The sequence below is a fragment of the Enterococcus sp. FZMF genome, from assembly GCF_030263915.1.
Classification (GTDB): Bacteria; Bacillota; Bacilli; order Lactobacillales; family Enterococcaceae; genus Enterococcus_D; species Enterococcus_D casseliflavus.
Window position 1 is genome coordinate 1,441,479 of the sequence record NZ_CP127160.1, and the last position, 14,518, is coordinate 1,455,996.

A 14,518-nucleotide genomic window follows, 5' to 3' on the forward strand; every position below is an offset into this window, starting at 1 on the left:
CCTAGAAGAAAACCAAAGGATGACCACTTTTTTAAGACCTCTGTTGAAACGGAGGCGGTTGAACCGTTATCTCATGAAGAGGAAAACAGACTTTTTCTGTTTTTGAAGAATAGGTGGAACCACGAGTGATCGTCCTAGTATCGTAACCGATACTAGGACTTTTTTTATTGATTGAAATCATCAAAGGAGGACATTCATATGTCATTATTTATTACATTTCCTGATGGCGCAAAAAAAGAATTTGCTGTTGGGGTAACAACCAAAGAGATTGCTGAAAGTATCTCGAAAAGTCTTGCAAAGAAAGCCTTAGCTGGAAAAGTCAATGGACAACTGGTCGATCTTTCACGTCCGATCGAAGAAGATGCAACGATTGAGATCGTGACACCCGATCATGAAGACGCCTTAGGCTTACTTCGTCATTCGACAGCTCATTTAATGGCTCAAGCTATGCGCAGACTCTATCCATTGATCCATTTTGGGGTAGGACCTGCAATTGATTCTGGTTTTTACTATGACACAGACAATGGGGAAAACCCAGTAACTGCAGAAGATCTACCAGCAATCGAAGCAGAGATGATGAAGATCATCAAAGAAAATCTGCCAATCGAACGCCGCGTGTTAACAAAAGAAGAAGCGTTGACCCTTTTTGCCGAAGATCCATACAAAGTAGAGTTGATCACTGAATTACCAGATGATGAAACGATTACTGCCTATCAGCAAGGTGAATTTGTCGATCTTTGCCGCGGTCCTCACGTCCCATCAACTGGTCGTATCCAAGTGTACAAATTGTTATCAGTGGCAGGTGCTTACTGGCGTGGAAGCTCTGACAACCAGATGATGCAACGGGTATATGGAACAGCCTTTTTCGATAAAAAAGACTTGAAGGAATTTATCCGTTTACGGGAAGAAGCAAAAGAACGCGATCATCGTAAATTAGGAAAAGAATTAGAATTGTTCATGTTATCACCTGAAGTCGGCGCTGGTTTGCCGTTCTGGCTGCCAAAAGGAGCTACGATCCGTCGTACGATCGAACGGTATATCGTGGACAAAGAAATCAGCTTAGGGTACCAACATGTGTATACACCAATCATGGCAAACGTGGATTTATACAAAACCTCAGGGCACTGGGATCATTACCATGAAGACATGTTCCCGCCAATGGATATGGGGGATGGGGAAATGTTAGTATTGCGACCAATGAACTGTCCGCATCATATGATGGTTTATAAAAATGACATTCATTCGTATCGTGAGCTACCGATTCGGATCGCTGAATTAGGCATGATGCACCGCTATGAAAAATCAGGGGCATTATCTGGATTGCAACGGGTTCGGGAAATGACTTTAAACGATGGGCATACATTCGTCCGTCCGGATCAAATCAAAGAAGAATTCAAACGGACACTTGATTTAATGATCGGTGTTTATGAAGACTTTAATATCACCGATTATCGTTTCCGTCTAAGTTATCGTGATCCACAAAACAAAGACAAATATTTTGATGACGATGCAATGTGGGAAAATGCGCAAACGATGCTAAAAGCCGCTATGGATGAATTAGAATTGGATTATTTTGAAGCAGAAGGCGAAGCAGCTTTCTATGGACCAAAACTAGATGTCCAAGTGAAAACAGCTTTAGGCATGGAGGAAACCTTGTCAACGATCCAATTAGATTTCTTGTTGCCTGAACGGTTTGACCTAACGTATGTTGGTGAAGATGGTGAAAACAACCACCGTCCAGTGGTGATCCACCGCGGCATCGTTTCAACGATGGAACGCTTTGTGGCTTATCTAACGGAAGTCTATAAAGGCGCATTCCCAACTTGGTTGGCGCCGATCCAAGCATCGATCATTCCAGTTTCAGTCGAAGCTCACAGTGACTATGCTTACGAAATCAAAGAACGCTTGCAGGCACAAGGACTGCGGGTAGAAGTGGATGACCGCAACGAAAAAATGGGGTATAAGATCCGCGCATCACAAACCCAAAAAATTCCTTACCAAATCGTTGTTGGGGATCAAGAAGTCAATGACGCGACAGTCAATATCCGTCGCTACGGCAGCAAAGAGACCCAAGTCGAAGAATTGAATCTGTTTGTTGATGCAATGGCTGCAGAAGTGAAAAACTATAGTCGCAAATAGTTTTATGATGGATGAAGTGAAAAAGCACCTTCTTTAAGATGGTGCTTTTTTTGTCTAAATTCATAAAAATAAATAAATAGGTTTTGTTATGATGATTAGATTGTAGTATAATTGATAAGTGGCAAAAATGAAAAAAAAGAAAAGGAGTTTGTGATGAATTATAATTACGGAGTTAGAAAGAAATCGGTTGTATCGGTCATTTTATTAACATTTATTACTTGTGGCATTTATACATTCTTTTGGATGTACCAAACAACCAAAGAGCTAGCAGAGTACAGCGGGGATAATCGTCTTTCGCCAGAAACGTCGATTTTACTCACGATCCTTACTTGCGGATTGTACCAAATTTATTGGTGGTACCGAATTGCGGATATCTTTATGAGTGCACAACAACGAGCGAATATGCCTCGTCTGAGTGACAACAAAATCCTTTTTGTCGTCTTGAGCCTTTTTGCTTTTGATTTCATCAACATTGCGATTTTACAAGGTGATATGAATCAAATGTGGGAAGCAGCTGATCAAAATGCCATGATGTCATCTGCTACATCAAACGATTCGTCTGATTCAGATGATTGGGTCGATTATTGATTTGTCCGTTTAAATGGTTAACGGGGTTTCCTTGTCCAGGTTGTGGCATGACGCGCGCCTACTTGCACTTATTTCAGGGTGATCTTGAAGGTGCGCTGCATTTTCATCCCTTGTTTTGGTTAGTGCCGATCGTATTCGGAATCGTTTTGTTCAAAAAAAATCTGAAAATCAGCAAACTTTACCACAGTCACAACCTGTGGCTGACCTTGACACTTTTGGTACTAGTGGTTTATGGTGGTCGGCTCTGGCTTCATTTCCCACATGACGCGCCAATGGACTTTGATCCAGAGAGCATTTTCCCACAACTACTACGTCGGATTGGTCAAGTGATTCACTAACAGCCATTCACCCAGGCATTAAAAATCTTTAAGAAAATGCTTTGTTTTTTTCTGAAAGCGAAGGGAACATGCGACAGTAGTTGAATCTTTATGAAAATTGTGTTATATTTACAATGTAATGATACTTAGAGTGAGTGAGCGGTTTTTTCGCTCACTCTTTTTAATGGAATGAAGTTCGTTTCGTTGAGAAATAAAGGAGGCGATGTTGTGAGTACGGTAGTGGAAACTGTTACAGATATAGTGACCCCTATTCTGGATGCGCAAAAATTTGAATTAGTTGAAGTAGAATTCGTGAAGGAAGGGAAAAATTGGTTTCTTCGTGTGTTCATCGATAAAGAAGGCGGAATCGATATCGAGGAATGTGCCTTTGTCAGTGAACAACTTAGTGAACAATTAGACCAATGCGAACCTGATCCTATTCCACAGGCTTATTTCTTGGAAGTTTCTTCCCCTGGCGCCGAGCGTCCATTGAAGAAAGAAGCAGATTATCAACGGGCAGTCGGCGAGTACATTCATGTTTCTTTATATCAACCGATTGATGGAGAAAAACAGTTCGAAGGCTTTTTACAGTCATTCGACGAAAATCAGCTAGTAATTAAGACCCGAATCAAAACCAGAGAAAAAGAACGAACGATCGACCGGAAAAATATTGCCAAAGCTCGTTTAGCCATTCAATTTTAAACACGGAGGAATGAAAGAATCATGAGTAAAGAAATGTTGAATGCATTGGATGCATTAGAAGCAGAGAAAGGCATTTCAAAAGAGATTGTCATCGATGCCTTGGAAGCGGCATTGGTTTCAGCGTACAAACGTCATTACGGGCAAGCACAAAATGTGGAAGTTGAATTTGATCAGAAAAAAGGCAACATCCACGTCTATGCAGTCAAAGAAGTGACAGAAGAAGTCATGGACTCGCAACTAGAGGTTTCATTAAAAGAAGCGATGACAATCAATCCCGCTTATGAAATCGGCGACAAAATCCGTTTTGAAGTAACGCCTAAAGACTTTGGTCGTATTGCGGCGCAAACGGCAAAACAAGTCATTTTGCAACGGGTCCGTGAAGCGGAAAGAAACATTATTTATAACGAATTTAGTGCGTACGAAAAAGACATTCTGCAAGGAATCGTTGAACGCCAAGATAATCGTTATATCTATGTAAACTTAGGCAAAATTGAAGCCGTGCTTTCAAAACAAGACCAAATGCCAAATGAGTTTTATCAACCCCATGATCGGATCAAAGTATTCGTTTCTCGTGTTGAAAATACTTCGAAAGGCCCTCAAGTATTCGTTAGCCGTAGCCATCCAGATTTGCTACGCCGATTATTTGAACAAGAAGTGCCAGAAGTATATGATGGTACTGTAGAGATCGTAAGTATTGCTCGTGAAGCAGGGGATCGTGCCAAAGTCGCTGTTCGTTCCTTTGATGCCAACGTCGATCCAGTCGGCACTTGTGTCGGCCCTAAAGGTCAACGGGTTCAAGCGATCGTCAATGAACTAAAAGGCGAAAACATGGACATCGTGGAATGGAATGAAGATCCAGCGATCTTCATCGCCAATGCGTTGAATCCAGCAGAAGTCAGCGACGTTATTTTCGACGTTGATAATCCGAAGGCATGTACTGTTGTCGTGCCTGATTACCAATTATCATTGGCGATCGGTAAACGCGGACAAAATGCTCGTCTAGCAGCCAAATTGACTGGCTTCAAAATCGATATCAAATCAGAAACAGATATGGAAGAGTTTTATGCGAAGCTGGATGAAGGCGACTATATCGATGAGTATGATGCAACTGCTTCAGAAGCTGCTGAAGAAAGCAGCACAGAAGCAACAGAATCTGCAGAAACAGTTGATGAAGCGATCCTTTCATCAGACATGACTGCGGATGATTATGAAAATGTTGAGTTTGACGAAAAATAGTTGAGGTGAGATCGTGATGAAAAAACGAAAAATTCCTTTACGAAAATCAGTGATTTCAGGCGAAATGCTGCCTAAGAAAGAAATGCTTCGTATCACTCGTTCAAAAGAAGGCGTTGTTTCCATCGATCCAACAGGAAAAATGCCCGGTCGAGGAGCTTATATAGCGATCGAACCGGCTGAAGCCCAGAAAGCATGGGATAAGCGGATCTTGGATCGGGTGCTGGAAACGAAATTAACAGATGAATTTTACCAAGAACTATTGGACTATGTAACGCACCAAAAAGCGCGAAAAGAGTTATTTGCAAATGAATAAAACCAAAGCATTAAATATGTTAGGACTAGCCATGCGTGCTGGGAAATTAGTGACTGGTGAAGAAATGACCTTAAAAGAGATTCGCAATGAGAAAGCTGCTTTGGTCATTGTCGCCAGTGATGCTGGTAAAAATACACAAAAGAAAATTAAGGACAAAAGTTCTTATTACGAAATTCCGCTCCTAGATGCATTTTCTGCTGATGAAATCAGTGCGGCCATTGGGAAACCAAGAATGGTCATTGGCATCTTAGATCAAGGATTTGCAAGGAAGGTGCAGGAATTAATATTAGGTTAGGAAGGTGATTGCATGGGGAAAAAAAGAATTTATGAACTTGCAAAAGAATGGAACAAATCGAGCAAAGAGGTTGTTGAAAAAGCACAATCTTTAGGCTTTGATGTCAAAAATCATATGGGCGCGATCTCAGATGGAGAGGCGCAGAAATTGCAGCAGTCATTAGGCGGCAATCCAAATGGTAAAACATCTGCAAACTCAAATCCCGCAAATCAGAAACCAGCCAACCAGCCGGAAAAACAAGAACAAAAGAAATTTAAAACGCAAAGAAATAATCCTAACTTCCAAAACCGTCATAACAATCAAAGTCAACAGCGAACTACGCAAAGCAATAACCGTCCTGCTGGTCAAGGACAAGTAGAGCGCACGAACAGTCAAGGAAGTAACAGACCAAATAACCAAGGAAGTCATAATCGAGTGAATAACCAAGAGAATCGTAACAATCAAGGGCAACAAAACCGCCCAACAAACCAAGGACAACAAAACCGTCCGAATAATCAAGGGCAACAAAATCGCCCAAACAACCAAGGACAACAAAATCGTCCGAACAATCAAGGACAACAAAACCGTCCAAACAACCAAGGGCAACAAAATCGTCCGAATAACCAAGGACAGCAAAACCGTCCAAACAACCAAGGGCAACAAAATCGTCCGAATAACCAAGGACAGCAAAACCGTCCAAACAACCAAGGACAACAAAATCGTCCGAACAATCAAGGGCAACAAAACCGTCCAGCCGCTCAATCTGCAGGAAATACGCAAGGAGCAGACCGCAACAACAACCGTACGCAAGGCTCGAATGATTCCCGTGGAGGAAATCAAAACCGCGGCAAGTCAAATTACGGTGGACGCAATAACAATTTCAACAACAACAATCGCAATAAATTTAACAAAAAAGGGAAGAAAGGCCGTCAGCAGACGGAAAAGAAACCACCAGTTCCAGCACGTAAATTCCGTGAACTGCCAGAAGTATTGGAATATACAGAAGGCATGAACGTAGCGGATATCGCGAAAAAAATCTACCGTGAACCAGCAGAGATCATCAAGAAGCTCTTTATGATGGGGGTTATGGTCAATCAAAACCAACCTTTAGATAAAGATACGATTGAACTGCTTGCTACCGATTACGGAATCGAACCACAAGAAAAAGTTCAAGTGGATATCGCAGATATCGATAAATTCTTCGAAGCAGAAGAACAAATTGAAGAGAATTTAGTATCACGACCACCTGTTGTAACCATCATGGGTCACGTTGACCACGGGAAAACAACATTGCTAGATACGTTACGTCATTCACGCGTAACAAGTGGGGAAGCTGGAGGAATCACGCAGCATATTGGGGCTTACCAAATCGACATCAATGGCAAACCAATCACTTTCTTAGATACTCCTGGACACGCGGCGTTCACCAGTATGCGTGCACGGGGAGCAAGTATCACTGATATTACGATTTTAGTTGTCGCAGCTGATGATGGTGTCATGCCGCAAACGGTGGAAGCGATCAACCATGCGAAAGCAGCAAAAGTGCCAATCATCGTTGCAGTTAACAAAATCGATAAACCAGGTGCTAACCCTCAACATGTGATGCAAGAATTAAGTGAACATGAGTTGATCCCAGAAGCTTGGGGTGGGGATACGATCTTCGTTGAAATCTCAGCGAAATTTGGGCAAAACATTGAAGAATTGCTTGAAATGATCCTCTTAGTAGCAGAAGTCGAAGATTTGAAAGCTGATCCTACCCAACGAGCGATCGGTACCGTTATTGAAGCGCGCCTTGATAAAGGCAAAGGTCCTGTAGCAACACTATTGGTACAACAAGGAACTCTTCATGTTGGTGATCCAATCGTTGTAGGGAACACTTTCGGTCGTGTCCGCGTGATGACGAATGATTTAGGTCGTCGTGATAAAGCAGCTGGACCTGCAACGCCAGTCGAAATCACAGGATTGAACGATGTCCCTCAAGCAGGTGACCGTTTCGTTACCTTTGAAGATGAAAAAACGGCTCGGGCAGCAGGTGAAGAACGTGCAAAACGTGCCTTGATGGAACAACGTGCATCAAGCAGTCGTGTGACATTGGATAACTTGTTTGAAAGTCTAAAAGAAGGCGAACTGAAAGAAGTGAACGTCATCATCAAAGCAGACGTACAAGGTTCAGCCGAAGCGTTAGCTGCGTCATTGAAGAAAATCGATGTTGAAGGTGTGCGAGTAAACATCGTCCATTCAGCGGTTGGTGCCATCAATGAAAGTGACGTAACGCTAGCAGCAGCAAGTAATGCTATCATCATCGGATTCAACGTCCGCCCTACACCGCAAGCCAAACAGCAAGCGGAAGCAGAAGAAGTCGATATTCGTTTGCATCGCATTATCTACAAAGCGATCGAAGAAATCGAAACAGCGATGAAAGGGATGCTTGATCCTGAATTTGAAGAAAAAATTACCGGTCAAATGATCGTTCGTGAAACCTACAAAGTTTCTAAAGTTGGTACGATCGCTGGTTGCTATGTGACGGAAGGCAGCATTCGCCGTGACAGTGGTGTACGGGTGATTCGTGACGGTATCGTCATCTATGAAGGCAAACTTGCCAGCTTGAAACGCTTCAAAGACGATGTCAAAGAAGTGAAGCTAGGATTTGAATGTGGCGCGATGATCGAGAAATTCAACGACGTAAAAGTCGATGATGTGATCGAAGGCTATGTCATGGAAGAAGTACCAACAAAATAAACGAAATGACAACTATACAAGGAGGCTTTTTGAATGGCTAACTATCGAGATCGCCGAGTGGCGCAAGAAATCTTAAAAGAAGTCAATCAAATTCTTCGTAAAAAAGTTCGTGATCCTCGCGTGCAAGATGTGACGATCACAGATGTACGAGTAACTGGAGATTTGCAGCAAGCAACGATCTTTTACAGCACCTTGACGGACTTGGCTTCAGATAAGAAAAAAGCCCAAGCAGGACTGGAAAAAGCAACTGGGTTGGTTCGTCGTGAACTAGGCCAAGCGCTAACGCTCTACAAAGTTCCAGAAATCCAATTCGAGTTGGATGAATCTGTACAATACGGGAATACAATTGATGAAATGATTCGCGCATTGCACTCAGAAGAATAAAAAAAAGAACAGCTTCCAGTCGAAGCTGTTCTTTTTTATTTGGAAAAAGCATCAGGAATTCATCAGTAAAGTAACCAGTCCAGCAACACCTGCCCCTAAGAGCCAACCACCGATCACATCTGTTAAAAAATGGATCCCTAAGTAGACTCTGCTAAAGCCAATCATAAAGCTAAGCAAAATTGCCAGTAAGGTCATCGGGATGACAGCTGAGGGAACCAATTGTCCAAGATTCAAGGCGATCGTTCCATACATGGCAGCGGATGTGGCAGCATGAGCACTAGGAAAGCTGTGATCTTTTTCTTCAACTAAACGATGATCAATAGGACGATCTCGTCGGATGATTCGTTTGATCAAGTAAGCAGCTGCTGATACTATGAAGATACTGACTGCTGTTTTTGGTGCAAGATCCGCCCGCGATGATGGAAAGGCAAACAACAGTAAAGCGATCGCAACTGTCGGAAAGGCTTTTCCTAAATTGGTAAAAAAGTGCATCATGCGCGTCAAAGAGGGCGTACGGCTTTGGATGATCTGCAAAGCAAACGCTTCTTCCCAACGCTGCATCGTGCCGAGCTGAATCATGATCAAAAAAATGGCAAATCCAATAAATGACCCTATCGTTAAAACAACCATTTTAGGACCTCCTTATATGCTTAGTTTATCATGTAATGAGAAAGAGCGAAAAGGATTTTGTCGTGCAATGAATTTTTTTTATATGTTATAATAAGCAAGTTGAAGTGAAATGGAGGAATACGATGGACGGGATTTTACCATTATGGAAAGAGCGTGGACAAACAAGTCACGACTGCGTGTTTAAATTACGAAAAATATTAAAGACAAAAAAAATCGGACACAGCGGCACACTAGATCCTGACGTGGATGGTGTCTTGCCCATTTGTATCGGAAAAGGAACGAAGATCGTCGAATACTTGGTTGATTCTGGAAAAGTCTACACCGGGGAAATCACCTTGGGATTCAGTACCACTACAGAAGATCGGTCGGGGGATATCGTTGAACAACAAGCACTAACTCGTCCGTTTACGAAGGAAGAGATCGATCAGGCAATGAAACAGTTGACGGGGACGATTACCCAGATCCCGCCGATGTATTCGGCGGTCAAAGTCAATGGCAAACGACTTTACGAATATGCTCGTAACAATGAAACTGTCGAGCGGCCACAGCGCAAAGCAGAAATTTATTCCTTTGAACGAATTTCAGAGCCGATTATTCATGAGGACAATACGCAAAGCTGGCGTTTTGAAGTTTCTTGTGGAAAAGGGACCTATGTTCGCACATTAGCGGTCGACACAGGGAAATTGCTGGGTGTACCCGCGCATATGTCTGATTTGACTCGCCTAAAAAGCGGTGGTTTTTCAAAAGAACAATCCTACACGATTGAAGAGGTGCAAAAGGCAGTCGATGAACAACGTGTTTCGGAACTACTACTACCTTTAGAATACGGGGTATCAGAATTTCTTCAAGTGACGATCGATGCAGACCTCTGGCAGAAAGTAAAAAATGGCATGCGTTTGCCCTTCAGCGCGTTTGGATTACCAAAGCGCCCAGAGGAATTAGTGGCGATTTTTTATCGAGAACAATTGATCAGTATCTATAAAGCTCATGACAAATACCAGGATATGATGAAACCGGTAAAAGTCATCCGTACAGAAATAGGAGAATGAATATGGAAATCATTGAAATAAGACACCCTTATGATCACGCAGCGATTCCTGAGGAGGAGATCGTCTTAGTTTTAGGCTTTTTCGATGGCGTGCATTTAGGTCATCAAAAAGTCATTGAAACAGGACGAAAGATTGCAGAGGAGAAAGGGTTAAAATTGGCGTTGATGACCTTTAATCAGCATCCCTCGATCGTTTTTCAAAAGGTTGATCCTGAAAAAATGCAATACCTGACCAGTTTGCCGCAAAAAGAAGCGCACATGGAACAGCTTGGGGTAGATATTCTTTATATCATTGAATTTACTTCTGCTTTTGCAAATTTGGCACCGCAAGTATTTGTAGACGAATACATGATCGGACTGCATGCAAAAGTTGTTGTTGCAGGTTTTGACTATACCTATGGCAAGAAAGAGATAGCCAACATGGCGCTTTTGCCAACCTATGCAGAAGGACATTTTGAAGTCGTGACTGTCGCGCAAGAATCGTTTCATGAGGAAAAGGTCAGCTCCACACGCATTCGCTCTGCACTACAAAATGGTGATATGGCGCAAGTCAATCGCTTGTTAGGGTATATTTATGAATTTGAAGGAACCGTCGTTCACGGTGATGCTAGAGGACGAGAACTTGGGTTTCCAACCGCAAATATCAAAGTGAAGAGCACCGTTCGGTTGCCAAAAGAAGGCGTCTATGTGACGGAAATCAAAGTTGGTGACAAGTGGTATCCATCGATGGGATCGATTGGTCACAATGATACGTTTGGTCAAGGTCGCCAGTTAACAGTAGAGATTTATATTCTCGATTTTCACCAAGATATCTATGGTGAAACCGTGGCGATCCGTTGGCATCATTTCTTACGTGATCAAGTCGCTTTCAATGGCGCACAAGCGTTGATCGAGCAATTAAAGCAAGATGAACGAGACACTGAAGCTTATTTTGATGGGCTTTCTGAAGAAAACTAGTCATTCGTAGTGAAAAGAAGCGTTTCTGGCTTCTTTTCACTTTTTCTTTTTCTCTCTTTTTATAACGTAGTTTATTTGAATTCTAATGCTTTCCCCATGAGGAAAAAACGTTTTTTCGATATACTAAAAAATAGGCTAAAATGATAATTTATGCAGTACGCTGCAAAGGGAAAGGGAGAGAAAAAGTGACAATTGGAAAAAAAGCGAAAAAGGGGAAAGAAAAGAAAGATTTAACCAAAATGAAAACGCCGCATACGTATGTCATCATTTTTGGGGTCGTGCTGTTGGCATGGTTGCTGACTTTCTTAGTTCCTGCTGGGAAATTTAGTACACAAGAAATCGAGTATACCGATGCAAATGGGGACATAAGTACCAGAACGGTCTTGATGCAAGATTCGTTTCGTTATGCCTACCCGTTAGATAACGAATACGTCTATCAACAGTTGAATCAATTGGAAGACGATCCACAAGAGCTGGAAGAATTAGATGTCGATCCTGAGGCTTTAGCAGCTGTTCTAGCTGAAGGGCCTAAAGAGTTGTCCCAGAGTCAATTAGATGAGGTCGGGCTAACGGATGATACCCTTTACAGCCTTTATGGCGAAAAGATTTATGATACTTCAGAAAAACTGCATAAAACAGCCAAGGTTTGGGGAACCGATGACTTTGGCGGTTTCGGCTTTTTAAATTTTGTTTTTGAAGGGTTGGTTTCTGGCGACAAATACGGCTCAGCAGTTGGGATTGCAGCACTGATTTTAGTGGTTGGTGGTGCGTTTGGTATTATCATGCAAACCGGAGCGATCGATGCGGGGATCTTTGCATTTATCAGCAAAACCCGTGGGTTAGAACGTTTGGCATTGCCGCTGTTGTTCTTTGCTTTTTCATTTGGTGGTGCTACTTTTGGGATGGCAGAAGAAGTCATTCCGTTTTCGATGGTCATGGTGCCTTTCGTGATCGCATTAGGATATGACTCGATCGTGGCGGTCACTGTCACCTATGTCGCCTCCCAGATTGGGAATGCCACCTCGTGGATGAGTCCATTTAGTGTGGCAGTGGCTCAAGGGATCGCAGGTATTCCCGTTCTTTCAGGCGCAACGTTCCGAATCATCATGTGGGTCGTGATTACCGCATTATCCGCAGGATACCTCATGATCTATGCCGAAAGAATTCGCAAGAATCCTGAGAAATCGCTCACGTATCAATCAGATGCGTATTTTCGAAATCATCTTGAAAAAACCTCCAGTGAGCAAAAACCATTTTTATTAGGGCATAAATTGATCTTGGTTGAAATGCTGGCGGTCTTGATCTGGATCGTATGGGGTGTGACACAAAAAGGCTATTATATTCCCGAGATCGCTTCTCAATTCTTTGTTATGGGCTTAGGGGCAGGAATCATAGCGGTTCTTTTCAAATTAGAAAATATGGGCTTGAATGATGTGGCGAGTGCCTTTCAATCAGGGGCCTCAGAATTAGCAGGAACTGCAATCGTTGTAGGGATGGCCAAAGGGATTCTTCTGGTTCTCGGCGGTTCTGATGCCAACGTGCCGTCAGCCTTGAATACGATTTTGCACAGCATTGGTGGTTTGTTAAGCAATGTTCCAGCATTTATTGGGGCTTGGTTCATGTACATTTTCCAAAGCTTCTTCAATTTGATTGTCACCTCCAATTCAGGTCAGGCTGCATTGACCATGCCGATCATGGCGCCATTAGCTGATCTTTTAGGTGTTTCAAGACAGATCGCTGTATTGGCTTATCAATTAGGCTCAGGCTTCATGGATGCCTTCACTCCAGTATCGGCAAGTCTGATCGGTGTACTAGGTGTCGCAAGAATCGAATGGGTGAAATGGGCGAAATTCCAGATCAAAATGCAAGGGTTCTTATTTGTATTAGGAACGATCTTCATCTTTATTGCAGTCGCGATCGGCTTGCAATAAGAAGCAATCAGACACGAGGAGGAAGCACTCATGAAAGTGGTACGACAAGCGGAGGTTTATGCGCCTGACTATTTAGGAAAAAAAGATATTCTTTTAAGCGAAGACAAGATCATTGCTATTGAAGATTCGATCGAAGGAGGATTCTCAGGGGTTCCTCTTGAAGAAATCGATGGCACAGGGTTACTTGCTGTTCCCGGCTTTATTGACTGCCACTTTCATATCTTAGGAGGTGGCGGGGAAGGCGGCTTTCAGAACCGGACACCAGAAGTGAAATTGTCTCAGCTGACCTCTGCGGGGGTAACGACAGTGGTTGGGTGTTTGGGTACTGACGGAGTAGGCAGAGATATGACTGCCTTGATCAGTAAGGCTCGTGGACTAGAGGCAGAAGGCATCACGACGTACTTGTATGACGGTTCTTATCGATTGCCATTGACTCCGGTCACCGCTTCTATCATTCAAGATTTTTTGACTATTGACAAAATCATTGGTATCGGTGAAATTGCCGTTTCTGACCATCGTTCTTCACAACCGAGTTTCGAAGAATTTACCCGCGCGGTGGCGGATGCCCGTGTTGGTGGGATGCTTTCTGGAAAAGCAGGCATCGTAAATGTCCACTTAGGTGGAGGAAAGAGAAAATATGAGCTACTTTTACGAACCATCGAAGAAACAGAGATTCCAATCAGCCAATTTTTACCGACACATGCCAATCGGACCAGCGAGCTTTTCGAAGCAAGTATTGCTTTTGCAAAAATGGGTGGAACGATTGATTTTACGGCGAGTGAGGATCCTGATTTCTGGGAAAAAGAAGACGATGAGGTTCGCTTCAGTAAAGGATTGAAGCGTTTGTTAGCAGAAGGGATCGGGCTGGATCAATTTACCATGACCTCTGATGGGCAAGGTAGCCTCCCGTACTTTGATGAAAACAATCAATTCATAGGTCTGGGTGTCGGTAGTTCGCGAGCCTTGATGGTAGGCATTAAAGAAGCAGTCCAAAAAGAGCAGATTCCATTGGAGATCGCCATTCGAGCAATCACTTCCAATCCAGCGAAAGTATTGAAGCTTGATCAAAAGGGACGTCTTGCAGCAGGGATGGATGCTGATATTTGCTTGCTGAACAAAGAAACATTAGTAGTAGAAACGGTTCTAGCGAAAGGCAGAACGATGGTAGAAAAACAAGAAGTGAAAGTGTGGGGTACCTTTGAGCAACTAACATAAGAAGAATCCAGCTTTGACAAACTAAGAAACGGTTGTTTTTCTAAA

14 protein-coding genes are annotated in these 14,518 nt (G+C 42.9%); 13 read left to right on the plus strand and 1 reads right to left on the minus strand.

The genetic code is table 11. The features are described from left to right. Window positions 1-198: 198 nt before the first annotated feature. The 9 genes from thrS to rbfA all read left to right on the plus strand — a co-directional run bounded on the left by thrS (window position 199) and on the right by rbfA (window position 8,692). Window positions 199-2,139: a threonine--tRNA ligase gene (gene thrS / locus QN079_RS06950; RefSeq protein ID WP_289230579.1), complete on the plus strand. Its 1,941-nt coding sequence runs from the start codon at window positions 199-201 to the stop codon at window positions 2,137-2,139. Window positions 2,140-2,292: 153 nt separating this feature from the next. Beyond that, entirely contained in the window at window positions 2,293-2,727 is a 435-nt protein-coding gene (locus QN079_RS06955; RefSeq protein WP_289230580.1) for a DUF4234 domain-containing protein, read from the plus strand. After that, a complete protein-coding gene (locus QN079_RS06960; RefSeq protein ID WP_289230728.1) occupies window positions 2,724-3,065 on the plus strand; it encodes a DUF2752 domain-containing protein in 342 nt (113 codons plus the stop codon). Before QN079_RS06955 ends, QN079_RS06960 begins: the two co-directional genes overlap by 4 nt. A gap of 207 nt (window positions 3,066-3,272) precedes the next feature. After that, complete coding sequence (gene rimP / locus QN079_RS06965; RefSeq protein WP_005225920.1) at window positions 3,273-3,746, plus strand: ribosome maturation factor RimP; 474 nt, start codon at window positions 3,273-3,275, stop codon at window positions 3,744-3,746. Between the two features lie 21 nt (window positions 3,747-3,767). Continuing rightward, a complete protein-coding gene (gene nusA / locus QN079_RS06970) occupies window positions 3,768-4,982 on the plus strand; it encodes a transcription termination factor NusA (protein WP_060792086.1) in 1,215 nt (404 codons plus the stop codon). Between the two features lie 16 nt (window positions 4,983-4,998). Further along, window positions 4,999-5,295, plus strand: a complete 297-nt coding sequence (gene rnpM, locus QN079_RS06975) for an RNase P modulator RnpM (RefSeq protein ID WP_005225922.1) — start codon at window positions 4,999-5,001, stop codon at window positions 5,293-5,295. Next, window positions 5,288-5,590 (plus strand): YlxQ-related RNA-binding protein, encoded by a 303-nt coding sequence (locus QN079_RS06980; protein WP_015509584.1) that lies wholly within the window; start codon window positions 5,288-5,290, stop codon window positions 5,588-5,590. The genes rnpM and QN079_RS06980 overlap by 8 nt, the downstream gene beginning before the upstream one ends. A gap of 12 nt (window positions 5,591-5,602) precedes the next feature. Next, window positions 5,603-8,308: a translation initiation factor IF-2 gene (infB, locus tag QN079_RS06985; RefSeq protein ID WP_074536425.1), complete on the plus strand. Its 2,706-nt coding sequence runs from the start codon at window positions 5,603-5,605 to the stop codon at window positions 8,306-8,308. 33 nt (window positions 8,309-8,341) lie between these two features. Next, complete coding sequence (rbfA, locus tag QN079_RS06990; protein ID WP_289230581.1) at window positions 8,342-8,692, plus strand: 30S ribosome-binding factor RbfA; 351 nt, start codon at window positions 8,342-8,344, stop codon at window positions 8,690-8,692. Between the two features lie 51 nt (window positions 8,693-8,743). Here rbfA and QN079_RS06995 read toward each other — a convergent pair whose 3' ends face one another. After that, window positions 8,744-9,322 (minus strand): phosphatase PAP2 family protein, encoded by a 579-nt coding sequence (locus tag QN079_RS06995; RefSeq protein ID WP_289230582.1) that lies wholly within the window; start codon window positions 9,320-9,322, stop codon window positions 8,744-8,746. 122 nt (window positions 9,323-9,444) lie between these two features. Between QN079_RS06995 and truB the strand changes: the two genes are divergently transcribed. From truB to iadA, 4 genes are all read left to right on the plus strand, one after another. Then, window positions 9,445-10,371: a tRNA pseudouridine(55) synthase TruB gene (gene truB / locus QN079_RS07000; RefSeq protein ID WP_213356481.1), complete on the plus strand. Its 927-nt coding sequence runs from the start codon at window positions 9,445-9,447 to the stop codon at window positions 10,369-10,371. 2 nt (window positions 10,372-10,373) lie between these two features. Continuing rightward, window positions 10,374-11,327 (plus strand): riboflavin biosynthesis protein RibF, encoded by a 954-nt coding sequence (gene ribF / locus QN079_RS07005; RefSeq protein WP_289230583.1) that lies wholly within the window; start codon window positions 10,374-10,376, stop codon window positions 11,325-11,327. Window positions 11,328-11,566: 239 nt separating this feature from the next. Then, window positions 11,567-13,258, plus strand: a complete 1,692-nt coding sequence (gene yfcC, locus QN079_RS07010; protein WP_289230729.1) for a putative basic amino acid antiporter YfcC — start codon at window positions 11,567-11,569, stop codon at window positions 13,256-13,258. Window positions 13,259-13,288: 30 nt separating this feature from the next. After that, window positions 13,289-14,473, plus strand: coding sequence for a beta-aspartyl-peptidase (gene iadA / locus QN079_RS07015; RefSeq protein WP_289230584.1), 1,185 nt, complete (start codon window positions 13,289-13,291; stop codon window positions 14,471-14,473). Window positions 14,474-14,518: the final 45 nt, after the last annotated feature.